Genomic DNA, 17,864 nt, shown 5'->3' on the forward strand with positions numbered 1-17,864 from the left:
GTGCATCCTGTTGATGTAACGATCATCATCGGTTACCTGATCCTGATGCCGGTGCTCGGCGTTCTGCTGGCTGGTAAGCAGCGCTCGGCGAAGGACTTCTTCGTCAGCGATCGGAACATGCCGTCGTGGGCGGTGTGCTTCGCGGTGGTGGCGACCGAGACGTCCACGCTGACGGTCATCAGCACCCCGACCATCGCCTACCTCGGTTCGTTCACCTTCCTGCAGTTGGCGATCGGATATCTGATCGGCCGGATCGTGGTGGCGTTCGTGCTGCTGCCCCGCTACTACGGCGGTGAGCTGGTCACCGCCTACGCGTTCCTCGGCAAGCGGTTCGGGTCGGGGGTCCAGATCACGGCGTCGGCGACGTTCCTGGTCACCAGGCTGCTGGCGGACGGGGTGCGGCTGTTCGCCACCGCCATCCCGGTCAAGGTGCTGCTGGCCGCAGCCGGGTTCGACGTGTCGTTCTGGCAGATCATCCTGGTGATCACCATCATCACGGTGCTCTACACCTACCTGGGCGGCACCCGCGCGGTCGTCTGGGTGGACGCGCTGCAGATGGTGCTGTACGTCATCGGCGGGATCATCGCGGTCGTCGTGCTGGCCGGGAAGCTGCCCGCCGACTGGTTCGGCGCCGCTTTCGACGCGGGCAAGTTCCAACTGCTCGACTTCGGCGCGTCGATCGTCACCCAGCCCTACTCGTTCGTCACCGCGATCGTCGGTGGCGCGCTGCTGTCGATGGCCTCGCACGGCGCCGACCAGCTGATCGTGCAGCGCCTCCTGGCGACCCGGACGCTCAAGGCCAGCCAGGGCGCGCTGATCGGCAGCGGCGTGCTGGTGTTCTTCCAGTTCGGGCTGTTCCTGCTGATCGGCACCATGCTGTGGTCCTTCTACCGCGGGGTGCAGCCCAAGGCCATGGGCATGGCCACCAACGACGACCTGTTCCCGACGTTCATCGTCACCCAGATGCCACCCGGCATCGCCGGGCTGCTGATCGCGAGCATCCTGGCCGCGGCCATGAGTTCGTCGCTGAACTCGCTGGCGACCTCCACGGTCACCGACGTCTACCAGCGGCTGTCCAAGCGCAAGCTCCCCGACTCGGCGGTGTTGCGGCAGGCCAAGATCTGGGTGCTGGTGTGGGGCGTGGTGCTGTTCGTGTTCGCCTCGATGTTCACCAACACCGAGAACCCGGTGATCGAGTTGGGGCTCAGCATCACGGGCTACACCTACGGCGCCCTGCTCGGCTCGTTCTTCCTGGGACTGGCGGTGAAGCGGGCGTCCGAGCGCGACGCCGTGATCGCCTTCCTGGTGACGGTCGCGGTGATGGCGATCGTGATCCTCGGCGTCACCTTCCCGAACGGCACGGGTGGCCAGGCGCCGCTGGCGTACCCCTGGTACACGCCGCTCGGCGTCATCGTGACGCTCGTGGTCGGCGGGCTGCTGTCGCTGCGGCACAGCCGCACCCCGGCCGCCGAACCCGCGGAGCGAGTCGACAACGCCTGATCGGACGGGGCGCGGCACGTGGCGATTTCGCGCGAATTCGCCACGTGCTCCCACGGGAGGCGCCGATTTCGCGAGAGATCGGCGAAAACCTCAGAGGCTTGCGATCACGGTCAGCAGGATGATGAGGAAGCACAGCGCGAAGGTGCCCGCGATGATTCCGATCCCGATGCCCATGCCGGGTGCTTTCTGCGGGGTCGGGCCGATCGCGCCGTCGATGAAGACGATCACCGGCGCCGCGTAGTAGACGTCGATCTGCTGCCCCGCGCTGACCGGGACCACCGCGGTCGCGTTGCCGACCCGCCACAGGTAGTTGACGTGGATCTGGATCTGGTACTGGCCGGGCGGCAGATCGATCGGCGTCTTGCCCCAGCTCAGCATCGGGCCGGGCTGGCCGTTGATGGTGACCTGCGGCTTGAAGAACATCAGCACCCAGGCCAGCCAGAAGTACGAGCAGTCGATCAGCACGCGCGCCATGCCGGGCGGCGGGGGCGCCATCGGCTGCCCCATCGGCGCGGGCGGGCCCTGCTGCGGGTAGCCGCCCTGCGGCGGCATTGGCTGCGGCGGCATACCAGGTTGCATTTGCGGCGGCATCTGCTGCGGCATCGGGCCGGACGGTGGGCCGTAAGCACCCGGCGGCGTCATCGGCTGGCCCTGCGGGGGATACGGCTGCTGCCCCGGCGGCGGGCCGTACGGGTTGGTCATGGAAAGCCTCCTGTACCTGGTGGGACCCCGCGCTCGGGGTGGTGCGGGGAACACCCGCGGCCAAGTTCTCGCCGACATCCGCCCCCGAATGTGGATGCCGGAGCGCCGCACATCATCTCGCACGCTGTTCCGAACACCGGAACCGACGTGGCTGCCCACACTAATGCCTGCGTTCGGCCCTTCAGCGGGAGTCCCGTCGAGTCGATGAATTACGCAGGCGATGTTCGCCCGAGCTGCGAACGGGGTAGCAGTGCAAGACATCGATCACGCGGAATTCCGGGGGTTGGTCAACGCCTATTCGACTGGCGCGCTCAGCGACGTCGAATGGCTGATGATGCATACCCACCTGTCGGAATGCGGTTCTTGCCGGTCCGAGTTGGGGCGGCCGGAGTTGTGGAATCGCGCGGCGCCGCAGTGGATTTCCCCACCGGAACCGACGTCGTGGCACACCGGGCCCGCCTGGAAGCCCACCCGGCCGGGCTGGTCCGTGGTGCTCGGCTTCGCCCTGGTCGTCGCGCTGGTCGCGTTCAGCGTCGGCTACGCACTCGGCGACTACGCCTGACCGCGACCACGATTTGAACGCGATTTATACGCCGTCCTGCTCTTCGTTCGGCTGCGCCTCGTCCGAATCCGCACCTTTTCCAGACACGGTTTCCGAGCCCGGAATGGGTTCTGCCGCAACGTTTTCCGAAGTGTCCGACGCAGCGGCATCGGTTTCGACCGCAATGCCAGTCTGGTCCGCGAGCACCGACGCGACATCGCCCTCCGGTGGCGCATCCGGTACTTCAGCTGCCTTGCGGCGACTGCCGGAATCACCGCGCAGGCGCTGGGAAATGACCTGCGTGATGCCGTCGCCGCGCATCGTCACGCCGTAGAGCGCGTCGGCGATCTCCATGGTCGGCTTCTGGTGCGTGATGATGATCAGCTGCGATGTCGCGCGCAACTGGTCCAGCAGCGTGATCAGGCGCCGCAGGTTGGTGTCGTCCAGCGCCGCCTCGACCTCGTCCATCACGTAGAACGGCGAGGGGCGGGCTCGGAAGATCGACACCAGCATGGCCACCGCGGTCAGCGACTTCTCACCGCCGGAGAGCAGCGAAAGCCGCTTGACCTTCTTGCCCGGCGGCCGCGCCTCGACCTCGATACCGGTGGTCAGCGGGTCGTCGGGATCGGTGAGCGTCAGCCGCCCCTCCCCACCGGGGAACAGGACCTTGAAGACGGTCTCGAATTCGTTGGCCACGTCGTGGAAGGCCGAGGTGAACACTTCGAGGATCTTCTCGTCGACCTCCTTGACCACGCTGAGCAGGTCGCGACGGCTGTCCTTGAGGTCTTCCAGCTGGGTGGACAGGAACTTGTAGCGTTCCTCCAGCGCGGCGAACTCCTCCAGCGCCAGCGGATTCACCTTGCCCAGCAAGGCGAGGTCCTTCTCGGCGCGCTGGGCGCGGCGCTCCTGGGTGGCCCGGTCGAACGGCACCGGCGGCGGAGCGCTGACCTCCTCACCGCGTTCCTTGGCCGCCTCGTACTCGGCCATCTCGGCGGGACTCGGGGGAATCGGCACGGTGGGCCCGTACTCGTCGACCAGGTCGTCCAGCCCGATCCCGAAATCCTCGATGATCTTGGTTTCCAGCTGCTCGATGCGCAGCCGCTGCTCCGCACGCACGACTTCGTCGCGGTGCACCGCATCGGTCAGCTTCTCCAGCTCCCCGCCGAGCTCGCGCACCCGCGCTCGCACGGCGCCGAGCGCCTGCTCGTGCTCGCTCTGCTTCGCCTGCGCGACGTCCCGCTCCTCCGTCGCGGCGCTCAGCGACCGCGCGATGCGCTCCAACGCCGTTTCGCACCCGGCGACAACGGCCTGGGTCACGCGCGCTGCGCGTTCCCTGGCCTTACGCGCTGCCTCAGCGCGGGCGCGCGCTTCGCGCTCGTGGCGCGCGGCTCGGCGCAGCTGGTCGGCGCGCCCCTGCACGGCGCGGGCCCGCTCCTCCGCCGTGCGCTGCGCGAGCCGGGCATCCATTTCCTGCTGTCGCACCGTGTTCAGCTCGGCGCTGAGCCGGTCCCGCTCGTCGGTGTCGGGCTCCGCGGCCTCGTCTTGTTCCGATTTGACGACGGTCAGCCGCTCTTCGAGTTCGGCGAGCTTGACCAGGGCTTGTTCGCGGGATTGTTCGACCTTCACGCGCTGCTGGCGGACCCGGTCGACGTCCGCGACTGCGGAGCGGGCCGCGCGTTGCAGGCTGGACAGCCGCTCGGTGCTGCGAGCTTGGCGGACCTTGGCGTCGTTGATCTGCTCCTGCACGGCGCGGACCTCGGCGCGCCGCGCCTCTTCTTCGGCTCGCGCGCCTTCCAGCGCGGCCGAGTGCTGTTCCAGACGTCGTTGTGCGGCCGCGAGTTCGCGTTCGGCTTCGTCGACGGCTGCCTGCACCTCGATGGTGCTCTGCTGGTCGTCGGAGCCGCCGATGGCCCAGTGCGCGCCGAGGACATCGCCGCTGGTGGTGACGGCCCGGATTTCGGGCTCGCGCTGCACGAGTTGCTGGGCGTCGGCCAACGTCTCGACGACCGCGACGCGGTCCAGCGCCCTGGTCAACGCCGCCCGCATCTCATCCGGCGCGCTGATCAGGTCGGCCGCCCAGCGCGCCGAGCCGGTCAGCTGCGGCCAGCCGGACCGCTGGATGTCCACAGTGGAACCGATGAGCAGGCCAGCTCGCCCTGCTTCGTCGGCTTTGAGCAGTTCCAGTGCGGTGACCGCGTCGGTGACACCGCGAACCGCGACCGCATCGGCGACGGCGCCCAGCGCCGCGGCCAGCGCCGCCTCCGCGCCGGGTTCGACGTTTAGCAACGCAGCCACCGATCCGAGCAAGCCCGGCACCCGGTCCCCGGCCGACATGAGCGCGCCCGCGCCGTCCTTGCGCTGCAAGCCCATCGACAGCGCCTCGACCCGCGCCTTCCAAGACGCGATCTCCCGCTCCGCGGCTCGCTCCGCCTTCACCAGTTCCTCGACGCGGGCCCGAGCCGCGTCACGCGCTTCGGCTGCGCCTTCGCGGCGTTCCTGCAGCCCGGCGTCGTCGGAGTCGTAGCCGCCGCTTTCCTCCTCGGCATCGGCCTGCGCGCGCTCCGCTTCCTCGGCGCGCGCGGTGGCTTCCTCCAAGGCATCCGAGAGCCGTTCGATCTCGTCGGCGGTGTCGCTGACCTTGCTGCGCAGCGACTCGACCTGACCGGAGAGCCGCGCGGCGCCTTCGCGGCGGTCGGCGATCGCCCGCACTGCCGCCAAGTGGGCGTGCTCGGCCTGCTTCAGCGCGGATTCCAGCTGCGAACGGCTTTGCACCACCTCGTTGAGCGCTTCGCGGGCCTCTTCCACCTGTTCGCGGAGCTCGATCTCCTGCTCGGCGGCCTCTTCGGCCTCGGCGTCGAGCTGGTCGGGGTCGCGGCCGGGCCGGTGTTCTTCGGTCTGCGCGGTGAGGTGCCGATGACGCTCTGCGGCCAGCCGCAGCGTGCCGTGCAGCCGCTCCTCGAGGGCGGACAGCCGGTACCAGGTCTCCTGCGCCCGAGCCAGCCGCGGCGCATCGGCGGCGACCTGCTCTTCGAGGGTTTTCTCCTCGGACTGGGCGAACTGCAGCGCACGCTCGACCTCGGTGCGCCTGGCTCGCGCGGCTTCCTGGTCGGCTTCGTCGCGGGCCAGGTCGGCACGCGCGTTGACCAGGTCGTCGGCGATGAGCCGCAGCCGCGCGTCCCGCAGATCGGCCTGCACGGTCTGCGCCTTGCGAGCGATCTCGGCCTGCTTGCCGAGCGGTTTGAGCTGGCGGCGCAACTCGCTGGTGAGGTCGGTCAACCGGGTCAGGTTGGCCTGCATCGCGTCGAGCTTGCGCAGCGCCTTTTCCTTGCGCTTGCGGTGTTTGAGCACGCCCGCGGCCTCTTCGACGAGTCTGCGGTGCTCATCCGGCTTGGCCTGCAGGATGGTGGCCAGCTGCCCCTGTCCGACGATGACGTGCATTTCGCGGCCGATGCCGGAGTCCGACAGCAGTTCCTGCACGTCCATCAACCGGCACGAGTTGCCGTTGATCTCGTACTCGCTGGCGCCGTCGCGGAACATCCGGCGGGTGATGGAGACCTCGGTGTACTCGATCGGGAGTGCGCCGTCGGTGTTGTCGATGGTCAGCGTGACCTCGGCGCGGCCCAGCGGGGCGCGGCCCGCGGTACCCGCGAAGATCACGTCCTCCATCTTGCCGCCGCGCAGCGCCTTCGCACCCTGCTCGCCCATCACCCAGGTCAGCGCGTCGAGCACGTTGGACTTGCCCGAGCCGTTCGGGCCGACGACGCAGGTGATGCCGGGTTCGAAGCGCAGCGTGGTGGCCGAGGCGAAGGACTTGAACCCCTTCAGCGTCAGGCTCTTCAGGTGCACGGCTGCGATCGACCTTCCCGTGGTTCATCCGGTTGACCGGCGGGTCATATCCGGCCGAGCCTACCGCTGCGCCCACCGGCAACAGCGCAGAACCGCTGGTTGCGGCGATTCTGCCCGGTGAGCCGTCCGGACGAGATCAACAACAACATCGGCGAAGATTGCGGCAGCAATCAGAACTTCGAGTTACCTGAAACTTCCAGGGCCACGATCTTCGCAGGTGAACCCTCTCACCGCAGGACGCTGACGGCACCGCGGGCTAGCGCTCGACGAAGCCGGTCAGGCCGCCCTTGGGTTGGGACCACTGTTCGGCGACGTGGTCGACGTGGCCCGGCGCATCGCCGGAGCGCAGCGCGGCAAGCAGCTTCTCGCAGGCTTCTCGGGATCCTTCGGCGACCACCTCGACCCGGCCAGCAGGCAGGTTCGTGGCGCTGCCGACCAGGCCGAGTCCCAACGCTCGTGATCGCGTCCACCAGCGGAAACCCACCCCCTGCACGCGCCCGTGCACCCATGCGGTCAGCCGTGCCTGCTGCGAATCCGTCACGCCCGGCATGATGCCGCATGTCCGCACCGATCGCGGCCCTGCGGTAAGGGCGACTTGCGTCGATCGCTACGGTTACCCGAAACGCGGGTGTGATCCGCCCGAATTCCGGGCGGCAGCTGGATGTTTTCGGGGCATCCGTGCTGCGCACGCCCGATGAGCCGAGGGGCAGGCATGGACCCGATGCTGCTGGAAGACCCGGACGCGCGGCCGAAACGCCTGGTGATGCTGGCCGCGTCGGGCATCGCCGTCGCGACCGTCTTCGCGACGACGGCCGCGATGGTCGCTGGCTCCCAGCAACGCGACGAGGCGACCCCGGACTTCACGCTGAAGCCGACCGCCACGTCCCGACCAGCGCAAACTTCCTTCCAACCGCCGCTGCTGCCACCCCCGCCGCCAATCAACGGCATCGAAACGTCGCAGCGGGGCGGCACGCCCACCAGCAAATCGACGTCGCACACCTCGTCGAGCAGCGACGCTCCGCCGGAGCTCCCGCCCCCGACACCAACGGTGCCGACGCCAACGCCGACGCGGCCGTCGCCGACGATCACCAGACCGCCGACCTCGACCAAGCCGCCCACGTCGACCTCGAAACCAACGCCGACGCCGACCACCGGTTCGGAGACGTCGGGCGAATTCTGATGACGCTGGGCTGGTAGCACCGAGCTCCCAACCAGGGCAACAGATTCCGCCACTTGCCTGCTGCGGCCGCGCACCGCAGCGGATTCGGCACTGTCGATCGCCACCGTCGAGCCGGGGCAGCCGGTGCGGCTGAGCGTCCCGGTCGAGGCGGGCGATGCGCCGGGGCGGTGCAAGATCGCGTGGAAGATGGTCGACGAGAACGGCGTCCTGTTCTTCCCGGCGAGCGCTCTGCGACCGATCTACTTCGAGGTGGCGGTGGTGCCGTGAGCCCGCTGGTCGAGCTCACGGCACGTCCGGTCATTTCTTGATTTCGATGCAGGCGTGTTCCGGCCGGACCTTGCCGTTCTCGACCAATGCGCCGCACACCTTGGTGCCGTCCTTGAACTTCCCACCGCCCGGTTTGAAATCGACCCAAACCCGCCCCAGACCGCACTTGGCGTGCCCGCTGTCGGAATACTTCCGGCCGTCCGCGTACGTTCCCCAGACCTTGAAGTCGGCGTTGCACGTGTAATTCTTGATGTCGATCGAAGCCTGGATGTTCTTGACCGTCGTGCTTTCGCCGTCAACGGTGGTGCAAAGCAGCGCCGGATCGGTGCGCAGATTTGTTCCCGCGCACCCTTGCGCACTCGCGGAAGCAGCGGGGGCGGCAATCAGCATCCCGCCCAGCAGTGCGGTCGCCGAGGCACCGATCGCGAGAACCCGGGTCAGCTTGTTCGCCATGGTCGTTCACTCCTCGTTGAAAGCGTTCCGGAAATGCCGTCCGGAGTCGGACGAGAACCAACATAGCCAGCATTCCGGCGGATTCTCCAGCCAACAATGAGCGAATGAAAAACCCAATTGACCAACGGTCAATATACGACATCCCCACAGGTCAGCGAGTTGTCCAGCAGATCGCCCGGCCATTTACCACGACACGGACCATCCGCCGAGGGCCTCCGACAACCGAAGCTTACCCAATTCAGGAAAACCTGGGCAGCACATTCGGAAAACTATTCGGATCCACCAAGGAGAAATCACCGCGGATCACCGAAGACGACCAGATCTGCCCGATCCCGACTCGCCGCGACAACTGCAGCATTCCGCTCATCGCTGCGATGCACCCATTCCGCCGCCGCTTCGGGAGTCCGGCCATAACTGATGTGCCGAGCGATGAGCCGCTGCACCCGAATGTCGTCATCGGGCGCGAGGAACCAGGCTTCATCGAGCAATTCCCGAACCGCCGACCAGGGCGGGGTGTCCAACAGCAGGTAGTTGCCTTCGGTGATCACCAGCGGAACGTCGGGCTCGACAGCGATGGCCCCGGCATAGGATTCCTCGATCTCCCGGTGGAACTCGGGAGCATAAACGGTGTCCGGCCCGCACTCCCGAATCCGCCGGAGCAACGCGACGTACCCGGCGGCATCGAAGGTGTCGGGAGCCCCTTTCCGATCAGCCCGCCCGAGCCGCCGCAACTGAGCATTGGCCAGGTGGAACCCATCCATCGGCACCAGAACGGCCAATCCGCCGAGCTCCCGGAGAACCCGCGCGGCCACGGTCCCCTTCCCAGCCCCAGGAGCCCCAGCAATCCCCAAAACCCGCCGCTGCCCGGCCCCGACCAAAGCCCGAGCCCGCTTGACCAACTCGACGTACCCGACCAACGGACACCTCCACGAAACCGCAGCCCAGGCTACGCGGCCCCGAACCTACGACCGCGGCAAGTTCCGGATCACCTCCCGCGCGACCACGTCCCGTTCTTCTCCCGAAACATGCGTGACGGTCGGAAACGTGCCGCCGCTGACAGTCGACGCACGATGCGAAGCAGAGAAATGCGCAACTGTTCCAACAAATGAAAGCGCGTCCGAGTGGTCAGTCTTGCCAGTGTTCGGCGAGGAGTTCTTTGGTGTATTCCGCTATTCTCGCGTTGTCCGCCGGGGCTATCGTGCTCCAGCGGCGGCCGTCTCCGCTGGCTCGGACCACGTGGCTGTAGCGGCCCTTCCCGGTGTCGTGGAAGGCCACCACTCGGTTGGCTCGTTCGGGTTTGCCGCCTCGGTTCGGGCAGGTTTCCACGCCGAACTGGCCTCGGATTCCCATGCCGTCGGCCATGTTCGCGATGTCGGCGGCGTCGTCCGGGGAAATGCCCAGGGATCGGAGTTCGTCGGTGAACACCAGCGGGTTGCTCGGGCCCGCGTAGTCGCTTGCTTCGCGGAGGATGTCGTTGGGCAGGCTGATCGCGCGGCCTGGGCCGGGCGACATTTCGCCTGCCACCGACACTGCTGCCTCGGCGAGCGAACTCCCCCGGATCGGCGTGAGCTCGACGATGTCACCGTCCACAATGGCCAGAAGACCGGTGCCGCCGTTGGCCGCGGCCAGGGCGCGGATCGGCCGGTCGGCCCAGATCCGCACGTCGATGCTGCGCTGCGGCCGGTTGAGCAGACCGAGCAGGTCGGCGAAGTCGACGTCGACTCGATCTCGCTTGGCCTCGGCGAGGCGGCGGTTGCGCAGCCCCTCCCACGCGTCCACGACGAGTTGAGCCCGCTCGGTGAACGTCGCTCCGGGGCTCGGCACGTTGAGGATGATGTGCCGACGGTCGGTGAGCTTCTCCGCTTCGCACACCACATCGAATTCCAATGCGGACAGCACGATTGGATCGGCTTCGGCTCCAGGGCGCACGTCAGTCCTGCTTCTTCGGCTCATCGTCGTCGGCGTCTTCGTCGTCCTCGGGCTCGGCCGCGGGCTCGACGTGCCCCAACACCGCCGGGGCGACCAGGCGTTCGTCGTCGAACGGCGTTTCCTCGGCGACGTACTTGTTCTCGTGCTCGGCGTCCTCGGCGCGCTTCTCACCGCGCGTCGCCGCAGGCCCCATCAGCGAACCAGCGGCCGGACGACTACCCGGTGTGTTGCCCGCGGACCGCCCGGCCGTGGTGTCGCCGGGGCCGCCGCCGATGCCGGACGCCCCGCCTCGGGCCAGGTCGGGTTTGCCTTCGACACCGCCGCGCACGCTGCCGCCAGCACCCGCAGCAGCCCCAGCGGGACCGCGACCGCCAAGCATCCGACTCGCGGCGTAGGCCCCGATTCCGGCAACTGCCGCACCGCCAGCGGCGATGCCGAGAACGGTGCCGGTGCTGATGCCGGTGCCCGCCTCGCTCGCCTCCGGATTCGGATCCACCTCGTCAGCCGTGTACTCCTCGGACGGATGCCGGTCACCACCGCTGCGGTCACCGGGCACCGGGGTCGCGCGGTTGTCACCGCCGCCGCGTCCCACATTGCCGGGGCCGCCGACAACGGCGCCGGGCGCATCGCCTGGCGGGAGGGTTCCGCTGACGGAGCCAACACCGATGCCAGGCGTACCTGGCACGGAGCTCGACGACGGCGCTGCGGCGACCGCGGCGGCGGGCATCGTCGGCAGCGGCTCGTAGCGGTCGGCCTGGTTGACCGACGTGTCGCGGTAAGAAGCGAGCGCGGCCTGCGCGGCCTGCCGCTGCGCCTCGATCGCCTTGGCTTCCTTGTCGTAGTCGCTCTCGTAGCCGAAGCCGCCACCGGCCCACTCCAGCACGTTCTCCGACTGCTTGTGCCGCAACTCATCGTTGTTCGGCAGGTTGTTCCGCGCCGACTCGTAGCCTCGGCCCTGCGCGTCGACGCTGTCCGCGGAAGCCTTCAGCGGATCCGGGGCGTCGGACATGAACACAGCCGTCTGCTGGGTGGCGGCGGCCGCGAGACTCCCGGCGTTGCCCTCCCAGGCGATCTGCAGCTTGCCGAGCTCGCGGCGCAACGTGTCGTCGAGATCGACGACCACCTGAACGCACTGCTCCAGCGCGCGGACCGCGCCTTGCATCGACTCCGTGCCGCGCCCCTGCTTGATCTGGCTGATCCACTCCTGGAGCTGGGCAATGTCCATTCCCTCGAACCGGATATCGCGAATCGGATCGATGCTGGTCACGACTGCCCCCTAGCTACTCTGCAAAGCCGTCACGGCCGCTTCGGCAGCCTGCTTGGCCCGCTCGCACATCTGCTGGTTGTTCAGGGCACCGGGGCTGGTGAGGCCGAAGTCGACGTAGAGCGTTTGGCCTTCGGCTGCATCGACGAACACCGCGCAACCGAGGCTTTCGGCGCCCGGAATCTGTCCCTGCACCGCGCCGAAGCCGTTGACATCGATGGTCTCCGGCGCCCCGGCGAGCTTCTTCGAGAATTCCGCAAGGCCCTCGGGCACGATGCGCAGCGTGATACCGAACTGCGCGTTTCCGCTTTGACCGAGGAAGGTGCAACCGTTGTAGTTGTTCCCGTTCTTGACCACCGGTCGCCCGCCGCCTGCCTCCAGCTGGGCTTTCTGCTCGGAGGTCAGCCAGGTGCACACATCCGAATCCTGTTTGCCCGCGATCGGCAATTCGCTCGGCCGCTGCGGGAGATTCAGCGACGACTCGGCCTCGGTGGTCGGAGTCGAGTTGGTGGGCTCCGGATCCGGGCCGTTCACCGTGCAGCCGGTCAGCGCAACTGCGGCGGCAGCCAATGCGATCAAGCCGTACCCGAGACGCACCCGCACCGGGACTCCTCTCACATCTGCCTTTGCTGCGGCTGGAAAGACGCAGCAATCTCATCGTCTGTGTAGCCGTAATCCTTGGCGGCTTGTTCGATCTGGAGCCCGAGTTCGAAGACGTTGGTCACGTACTGCATCAGTCTCGCGTAGTGCGAATCCGGATTTCCCACGAGATTCCCGGTCCACACCGCCGCCGAAGTCGTGCTGATGTTGTCGCCAGCAGGAGCGGTGACCGTCAGGCTCGGCGCCAGGCTCGCCAGCTTCTCCCGGGCGTCCTCCGCTGCCATCAGGATGATCTTGCGCACCTCAAGGACGTTGTCCTTGTTGACGGTGACCATCTGACCGGGGCCGCCGGGGACCGGCGGAGGTGGCGGTGGAGCTGGTGTCGTCATCGCGGAAACCCCCAGGTCGCGGCATCTGATCACCGGGTCGACGCCGACCCTAGCAGCGGGCGTTCCCGCCACGCACCAACTCGCGAAAACTTCACACCAACCCTACGGACCTATACGCCAACCCGCATGAGACTCCCGACGAAATCGGCCCACCGCAGCGCGGAAAACACCAGCACCCCGCCACCTGGATCCTTCGAGTCCCGCACCCCGACAACCGCGTCCCGCCTGGCGACCTCGACACAGTTGGCGGTGTTCGCGCTGCGGCTGGACTTCCACCACGAGTCACCAATGAAAGCCACTTCCACACAATTGGAGCTCGCCGTGCTGCGGCTCGACTTCCGCCAGACAGCGGCAGCCAGGTCATCGAGGCTCATGGCTGCATGATGACACGCCGTGATCACGCAACGAGCGTTTGAAGGAACTTGATCGAGTCACTCGGCTCTTTTGCTTTGCGCACCAGCTCATCCCACGCCGATGCGTACACGGCCAACTGGGCATCTTCGTCCATGAACAGGTTGACCGTCTTGTGCTCCACCAACACCAGGCTGGCTTCAGAGTCGTACTCCAGGATGACGAACGGCCCGTTCAATCCCGCGTGAAGACCGGCGTCGTGAGACATCACTTGAATCGTGATATTTGGCCGTGCAGCCGCATCGACGAGGTAGCGGAGTTGCCGTTCCAGCGCGCCTTCCGGGCCGATTGGACGCGTCAGCGCCGACTCTTCAACAATCGCGTGCAACACCAGCGGCTGTTCCTTGCTGAGAAGCCCTTGACGTGCCATTCGGGCAGACACCAACGAGTCGACCTCACGCGCGCTCAGCTGTCCGGTCGCCTCAATGATTGCCCTGGTGTACTCCGGTGTCTGCAGGAGCCCTGGAAGAGCCAGCGGCTCGTAGTTCAACAGCGCGCTTGCTTCATCCTCGAAATCCGTCCAGGTCTGCCAGTCTTCCGGAAGGTTGGTATTGCTCAAGCGCAGCCAGCCGCGTTGTTCCGCGTGGCGGGCGATGTCCAACAGCTCAACGCGACGCTTCTTCGACAGGCGGTAGAAGTCGAGCAGCTTCTCCAGATCATCCAGGTATATACCGCTTTCAGAACTCTCGAAGCGACTGATCTTGCTAGCTGACATGCCGACAGCTCGTGCAAGATCCGCTGCCGTCAACCCCTCTGCCAGCCGCTGCCTGCGCAACAGGTACGCCAAGCGGCGAGAACGAACCGAGGGGCCTGCCCGACGTGCCACTGAAACCTCCTTGAATCAACAGGAAAACGCTATAGCGGCAGGATCAGATGATCTATCACCGATTCGTGTACTTGTGGCAAGAAATGCACGCAACCGATTATTTCTAGTGTCAACCAGACTCAACACCGGGAGGTAGAGATGGCGTCAAGTGCTGGGGAGTCTCGGGTTCGGGAGTCGGAGCCGAAGCGGGAGTGGTTGTTGCGCTGCCGGGACGCTCACGGGGAGCTCGCGGTGTGCTCGATAGGTGTCGGGGCGGGCGAACTGGAGGTTTGCGGCCCGGACGACACCGAACTCTTCCGCCTGCACCCCTGGGAAGTCGCGGCGTTCCGCCGCGCCTTCGACGAAGCCATCACCCAGGTCGAAGCCGACCTCGCAGCCCCTTGACTGGGAGCTCCATGGGGTCGTGAGTGCGAAAGCCGGTTCCAGCCGGTTTTCGCACTCATGAGATCGTCAGGGTTCGAAGCGGTAGCCCATGCCTGCTTCGGTGATCAGGTGGCGGGGGTGGCTGGGGTCCAGCTCCAGCTTCCGGCGCAGTTGGGCCAAGTAAACCCGCAGGTAGTGGGTTTCGTTGGCGTACTGCGGGCCCCACACCTCCTTGAGCAGCTGCTTCTGGCCCACCAGGCGGCCTTTGTTGCGGGCCAGGACTTCGAGCATGCCCCACTCGGTCGGCGTCAGGTGGATCTCCACGCCGTCTCGCGACACCTTCTTCGCCGACAGGTCCACTGTGAACGTCGAGGTCTCCACCAGCGGTTGATCCGCGGATCCGCTGGTGTTCGCGCGCCGCACCGCCGCGCGCAGGCGGGCCAGCAGCTCGTCCATGCCGAACGGTTTCGTGACGTAGTCGTCGGCCCCGGCGTCCAGGGCGTGCACCTTGTCGGTGGAGTCGGTGCGCGCCGACAGCACGATGATCGGCACCGTGGTCCAGCCGCGCAGGCCCGCGATGACCTCGCTGCCGTCCATGTCCGGCAGGCCGAGATCGAGCACGACCACGTCGGGTTTGCCGTCGCTGGCCGCACGAAGCGCGGACGCGCCGTCCACGGCGGTGAGCACCTGGTAGCTGCGCGCGGTCAGATTTATCCGCAATGCGCGCAACAACTGCGGCTCGTCGTCGACAACCAGAACCCTCGTCATAGTCTCCCCTGCCCATCAGCGGTGACCGCTGGTAGTGAGATCACGATCGTCAACCCGCCGCCGGGGGTGTCCTCGGCTCGGATCGTGCCTTGCATCGCCGCCATGAAGCCCTGCGCCACGCTCAACCCGAGCCCAACTCCGGCCGCGCCGGTGTCGCCGCGCTCGCCGTGTTCACCGAGCCGTTCGAACGGCTCGAACGCGGTGTCGGCGGTGCCCTCCGGCAGCCCCGGCCCGTGGTCGACCACGCGCAACTCGACCCATGCGGCGTGCTCGCTGGCCCGCACTCCGATCGGGCGGCCGTTGGGACGGCCGTACTTCAGCGCGTTCTGCACGACGTTGGCCACCACCCGTTCCAGCAGCCCGACGTCGGCGAGCACCGGCGGCAGGCTTTCTTCGATGTCGACGTCGATGTGCTGCCGCCCGTCCAGCCCGGCCAACGCGCCCGCCACGACCTCGTCGTAGCTGACCGGGCGCTGCTGCGGGACGATCGCGCCGGTCGCCAGCCGGGACGAGTCCAGCAGGTTGTCGACCAGCTCGGTCAGCCGGTCCGCGGATTCCTCCACCCCGGCGAGCAGTTCGGCGGTGTCCTCGTCGGACAGCGTCAGGTCGGGCGCGCGCAGGCTGCTCACCGACGCCTTGATCGACGCCAGCGGAGTGCGCAGGTCGTGGCCGACCGCCGACAGCAGCGCGGTGCGCAGGTGCGTCGCGTCCGCGCGCCGCTGCGCTTCCAACGCGTCAGCGGCCATCCGCTGCTGGCGCAGCGCAACCAGGGCCTGACCCGCCGCGCCTTCCAGGACCGTGCGGTGAGCGGCTGGCAATGGCCTGTTGCCCGGTCGTTTGAGGACCAGGTGCACGTCCGGGTTCACCTCGATGTCCACATCGGACTCATCCGGCTTGGTGCACGGTTGCGGGCCGGTGGACGCCGCGACGTGCCACCGGTCGTCGGTGCGTTCCAGCAGTGCCGCCGAGGTCAACCCGAAGTTCTCCACCACCTTCTCCAGCAACCGCGGCAGCGGATCGGGGTGGGTGAGCACAGTTCGGGCATAGGAAGTCAGCAGCGCGGCTTCGGTGCGGGCGTTGTTGGCCTGGTCGGCCAGCCGCGCGGCGCGGTCGACCATGAACGCGACCAGCATGCCGACGATCACCATCGCCCCCAGCGCCACCACGTTCTGCGGATCGGCCACCGCCAGCGAATAGCGCGGCGGGGTGAGGAAGAAGTTCAGCAGTCCGCCCGAGAGCAACGCAGCGACGATCGCCGGTGCCATCCCACCGACCAGCGCGACGATGGTGGTGGCCATGAAGTAGCCGACGACGTCCGTCGACAGCGCCACGTCGCCGAGGGTGAACGCCACTGCGGTGACCGCGCCGGGCAGCAGCGCGGCGAGCAGCCAGCCCCACAACTGGCGGGCCGAGGACAGCGGATTGCGCGCGAACTTCTTGAGCAATGGGCGCCCTCCGGCCTCGTCGTGGGTGACTATGTGCACGTCGATCGGGCCGGACTTCTGCACCGTGGTGGCGCCGATGCCCTCGTCGAACAGCCGCGCCCAACGGGAGCGCCGCGAGGTGCCGACCACCAGTTGGGTGGCGTCCGCGGCGCGGGCGAACTCCAGCAGTGCTTCCGGCACATCGTCCCCGACGACCGTGTGGAAGCTGGCGCCGACGGCATCGGCCAGCTTGCGCGCGCGGGCGATCCCGCGCGGCGACGCCCCGGCGAGCCCGTCACCGCGCAGCACGTGCACCACTTGCAGTTCCGCACCCGCGCGAGCGGCGATCCGGCGGGCTCGGCGGATCAGCGTCTCGCTCTCCCGGCCGCCGGTGACCGCAGCCACGACGCGTTCGCGCGTCTCCCAGGTAGCGGTGATCTTCTTCTCCGCGCGGTAGCGCCGCAGCGCCACGTCGACTTGGTCGGCCAGCCACAGCAGCGCCAGCTCGCGCAGCGCCGTCAGGTTCCCGGTGCGGAAGTAGTTGCCCAGCGCGGCATCCACGCGGTTCGCCGAGTAAACGTTGCCGTGCGCCATGCGGCGGCGCAGCGCCTCGGGCGTGATGTCGGCGAGTTCGATCTGCCCGGCGCGGCGCACCACCTCGTCCGGGACCGTTTCCTGCTGCCGGATGCCGGTGATGGTTTCCACCACGTCGTTGAGGCTTTCCAGGTGTTGCACGTTCACCGTGGACAGCACGTTGATCCCGGCGTCGAGCAGTTCGTCGATGTCCTGCCAGCGCTTCTCGTTGCGCGAGCCGGGCACGTTGGTGTGCGCCAACTCGTCGACGATGGCGACCTCCGGCTTGCGGGCCAGCAGCCCGTCGAGGTCCAGCTCGGTCAGCTCTACCCCGCGGTGGTTGATGCGCGCCCGCGGCAGGACCTCCAGGCCGTCGAGCAGCGCGGCGGTCTTGGTGCGGCCGTGGTCCTCCACGAAGCCGACCACCACGTCCGTGCCGCGCTCCACCCGGCGATGCGCCTCGTTGAGCATCGCGTACGTCTTGCCGACTCCTGGAGCCGCACCGAGGTAGATCCGCAGTTCGCCTCGCCTTCGTCCTTTCTCCGCCACGCGTCCAGTCTCCTACGAGCCGCTGTTATCAGCGGCCAGTGCCATCGAATGAGATCGCCGGTGCGGGCTCGATCCGCACCACCGCTGTTCACCCACCGTAATCAGCAACGCGAAAATGGCCTCCACCATTCTCGAACCGAGGCACTCGCCTGCGACCTGGCCGGAAAGCGCGGTTTAGCGAGAACACGCGGCTCCCGCAACCCCGCAGCGCCCGGGCAGCGGATGGCCGGCTGGACCGCGACGTTGAGGGTCGTCACCTTCACCACGCCCCCGCGCCTA

General features: G+C 67.6%; 18 protein-coding genes. 5 read left to right on the forward strand and 13 right to left on the reverse strand.

Annotation, left to right across the window (positions count from 1 at the left end):
• Positions 1-1,500, forward strand: a complete 1,500-nt coding sequence (locus MOQ72_RS17440; protein WP_242184770.1) for a sodium:solute symporter — start codon at positions 1-3, stop codon at positions 1,498-1,500.
• A 90-nt stretch (positions 1,501-1,590) separates the two neighbouring features.
• Here MOQ72_RS17440 and MOQ72_RS17445 read toward each other — a convergent pair whose 3' ends face one another.
• The gene (locus tag MOQ72_RS17445) at positions 1,591-2,202 is read right to left on the reverse strand and encodes a hypothetical protein (protein WP_242184772.1); all 612 of its coding nucleotides are present in this window, start codon (positions 2,200-2,202) and stop codon (positions 1,591-1,593) included.
• Between the two features lie 250 nt (positions 2,203-2,452).
• Here MOQ72_RS17445 and MOQ72_RS17450 point away from each other — a divergent pair, with 250 nt between their 5' ends.
• Positions 2,453-2,764 (forward strand): hypothetical protein, encoded by a 312-nt coding sequence (locus MOQ72_RS17450; RefSeq protein WP_242184773.1) that lies wholly within the window; start codon positions 2,453-2,455, stop codon positions 2,762-2,764.
• 24 nt (positions 2,765-2,788) lie between these two features.
• Here the strand turns inward: MOQ72_RS17450 and smc are convergent, their stop codons facing one another.
• Together smc and MOQ72_RS17460 are read right to left on the reverse strand one after the other, a co-directional pair.
• On the reverse strand, positions 2,789-6,589 hold the full coding sequence (gene smc / locus MOQ72_RS17455) for a chromosome segregation protein SMC (RefSeq protein WP_242184774.1): 3,801 nt from the start codon (positions 6,587-6,589) through the stop codon (positions 2,789-2,791).
• Between the two features lie 256 nt (positions 6,590-6,845).
• Positions 6,846-7,139: an acylphosphatase gene (locus tag MOQ72_RS17460; RefSeq protein ID WP_242184775.1), complete on the reverse strand. Its 294-nt coding sequence runs from the start codon at positions 7,137-7,139 to the stop codon at positions 6,846-6,848.
• A 144-nt stretch (positions 7,140-7,283) separates the two neighbouring features.
• On the opposite strand from MOQ72_RS17460, the gene MOQ72_RS17465 reads away from it, so the two are divergent.
• The gene (locus MOQ72_RS17465) at positions 7,284-7,769 is read left to right on the forward strand and encodes a hypothetical protein (protein ID WP_242184776.1); all 486 of its coding nucleotides are present in this window, start codon (positions 7,284-7,286) and stop codon (positions 7,767-7,769) included.
• Positions 7,770-7,892: 123 nt separating this feature from the next.
• Positions 7,893-8,036, forward strand: a complete 144-nt coding sequence (locus MOQ72_RS17470; RefSeq protein ID WP_242184777.1) for a hypothetical protein — start codon at positions 7,893-7,895, stop codon at positions 8,034-8,036.
• A 30-nt stretch (positions 8,037-8,066) separates the two neighbouring features.
• Here the strand turns inward: MOQ72_RS17470 and MOQ72_RS17475 are convergent, their stop codons facing one another.
• From MOQ72_RS17475 to MOQ72_RS17510, 8 genes are all read right to left on the reverse strand, one after another.
• Positions 8,067-8,489 carry a hypothetical protein gene (locus tag MOQ72_RS17475; protein ID WP_242184778.1) on the reverse strand — a complete coding sequence of 141 codons (423 nt, stop codon included), beginning with the start codon at positions 8,487-8,489 and terminating at the stop codon, positions 8,067-8,069.
• A 293-nt stretch (positions 8,490-8,782) separates the two neighbouring features.
• Positions 8,783-9,406: a nucleoside/nucleotide kinase family protein gene (locus MOQ72_RS17480; protein ID WP_242184779.1), complete on the reverse strand. Its 624-nt coding sequence runs from the start codon at positions 9,404-9,406 to the stop codon at positions 8,783-8,785.
• A gap of 208 nt (positions 9,407-9,614) precedes the next feature.
• The gene (locus tag MOQ72_RS17485) at positions 9,615-10,418 is read right to left on the reverse strand and encodes an ESX secretion-associated protein EspG (protein WP_242184781.1); all 804 of its coding nucleotides are present in this window, start codon (positions 10,416-10,418) and stop codon (positions 9,615-9,617) included.
• Position 10,419: 1 nt separating this feature from the next.
• A complete protein-coding gene (locus MOQ72_RS17490) occupies positions 10,420-11,685 on the reverse strand; it encodes a hypothetical protein (RefSeq protein WP_242184783.1) in 1,266 nt (421 codons plus the stop codon).
• A 9-nt stretch (positions 11,686-11,694) separates the two neighbouring features.
• Positions 11,695-12,285, reverse strand: a complete 591-nt coding sequence (locus MOQ72_RS17495; RefSeq protein ID WP_242184785.1) for a DUF3558 domain-containing protein — start codon at positions 12,283-12,285, stop codon at positions 11,695-11,697.
• Between the two features lie 11 nt (positions 12,286-12,296).
• Entirely contained in the window at positions 12,297-12,671 is a 375-nt protein-coding gene (locus MOQ72_RS17500) for a hypothetical protein (protein WP_242184787.1), read from the reverse strand.
• 110 nt (positions 12,672-12,781) lie between these two features.
• Positions 12,782-13,045 (reverse strand): DUF397 domain-containing protein, encoded by a 264-nt coding sequence (locus tag MOQ72_RS17505; RefSeq protein ID WP_242184788.1) that lies wholly within the window; start codon positions 13,043-13,045, stop codon positions 12,782-12,784.
• A 23-nt stretch (positions 13,046-13,068) separates the two neighbouring features.
• Positions 13,069-13,908 carry a helix-turn-helix domain-containing protein gene (locus MOQ72_RS17510; RefSeq protein ID WP_242184789.1) on the reverse strand — a complete coding sequence of 280 codons (840 nt, stop codon included), beginning with the start codon at positions 13,906-13,908 and terminating at the stop codon, positions 13,069-13,071.
• Positions 13,909-14,046: 138 nt separating this feature from the next.
• On the opposite strand from MOQ72_RS17510, the gene MOQ72_RS17515 reads away from it, so the two are divergent.
• Positions 14,047-14,292, forward strand: coding sequence for a hypothetical protein (locus MOQ72_RS17515; protein WP_242184790.1), 246 nt, complete (start codon positions 14,047-14,049; stop codon positions 14,290-14,292).
• Between the two features lie 66 nt (positions 14,293-14,358).
• On the opposite strand, the gene MOQ72_RS17520 is transcribed toward MOQ72_RS17515, so the two are convergent.
• Complete coding sequence (locus tag MOQ72_RS17520) at positions 14,359-15,039, reverse strand: response regulator (protein ID WP_242184791.1); 681 nt, start codon at positions 15,037-15,039, stop codon at positions 14,359-14,361.
• Positions 15,036-17,585 carry a DUF4118 domain-containing protein gene (locus MOQ72_RS17525; RefSeq protein WP_242184792.1) on the reverse strand — a complete coding sequence of 850 codons (2,550 nt, stop codon included), beginning with the start codon at positions 17,583-17,585 and terminating at the stop codon, positions 15,036-15,038. Before MOQ72_RS17525 ends, MOQ72_RS17520 begins: the two co-directional genes overlap by 4 nt.
• Between the last annotated feature and the right edge of the window lie 279 nt (positions 17,586-17,864).

It is taken from the genome of Saccharopolyspora soli (assembly GCF_022678645.1).
GTDB classification, from domain to species: Bacteria; Actinomycetota; Actinomycetes; order Mycobacteriales; family Pseudonocardiaceae; genus Saccharopolyspora; species Saccharopolyspora soli.